Origin of the sequence: Streptomyces sp. 8L (assembly GCF_020176795.1) — a bacterium.
Taxonomy (GTDB): Bacteria; Actinomycetota; Actinomycetes; order Streptomycetales; family Streptomycetaceae; genus Streptomyces.
Genome location: NZ_JAIUKE010000912.1, coordinates 1 through 1,064, shown reverse-complemented (window position 1 = coordinate 1,064; position 1,064 = coordinate 1). Strand labels below are relative to the sequence as shown.

The following is a 1,064-nucleotide window of genomic DNA, read 5'->3' as shown; positions in this document are numbered from 1 at the left end:
GGGCCGGGTGTGGTGGGTTTCGGTGCACCGGCTGGAGAGCCAGTCGTCGTGCGGAGGTTCCGGAACCCGCGCCGGACGCGGGCGGGGGTGAGTTTGTGCGGTGGCGCCGGCTTCTCCCACGGCCGGCGCAGGTCGGTCGCGAGAGGCCGGGCGAGCCGGAGCTGGGTGTGGGCGGCGATGATCAGCCAGGTCCAGCGGTCGGCGGCTGCGGAGTCGCGCAGACGGGGCCGGGTCCAGCCGAGGGTCTGCTTGAGCAAGCGGAAGGTGTGCTCGATGTCGAAGCGGCGGAGGAACGCCTGCCAGCAGCGGTCGACGTCGGCTTCGGTGGCGCCGGTGCGTGACCACCACAGCCAGACCGGTTTGTTCACCCCGCCGGACGGCAGGTGCTCGACGGCCAGGCGGATGACGGTGCCCTCGATGACCGGCAGCGGCCCGTCGTGCTCCAGCCACGCGGCTCGCTGGGTCAGCCTGGGGTGCAGGCGGTCCCATGCCTGGGCGGTGGCCTTGCCGTAGAGGCGGGTGTCGGTGACCGTGACGGCCTGCTCGGTGCCCCAGGTGGCGGGGTCGCCGAAGACGAACTCTCCGCCGTGCTTGGGCATCCGGCCGCCCTTCGGGTGGGCCCTGTAGAACTCCTCCCACGAGGGCGCCGGGCGGCGCATCACCCGGTCCGACCGGGTACGGCCCAGGACCTCGACGGGCAGGCCGGACAGCAGGTAGGCGATGCGCGGGGCGTCATAGCCGGCGTCCAGCACGATCAGGATCTCCGGGTCACCGGCGGTCCACTGGCCTGCGGTGACGAGCCGTTCGACCACCTCACGGACCTGGTCGGCGGTGACCGCGGCCAGGTCCGCGCCGGGCGGCAGGCGGACCGCGTCCAGGAACGCGGACCAGGAGGTGCGGCCGCTCTCCAGGGCGACGACGACCGAGTACGGCCATCCGGGCATCATCTGGTGCTTGGCGTTGCCGCGGCCATAGGTGTGGCAGAACTAGTAGTGCTTGGTCAGGTTGGTATCGGCTCTGGCATGTTGCGGTGACAGGTGGGGCAGGCGCCGGTCCAGACCGCG

General features: G+C 72.2%; 1 pseudogene. It reads right to left on the bottom strand.

Annotated elements, in window-relative coordinates:
* Positions 1–986 (bottom strand): annotated as a pseudogene (locus LCE31_RS39840) (transposase); the annotation flags it as partial.
* Positions 987–1,064 lie beyond the last annotated feature (78 nt).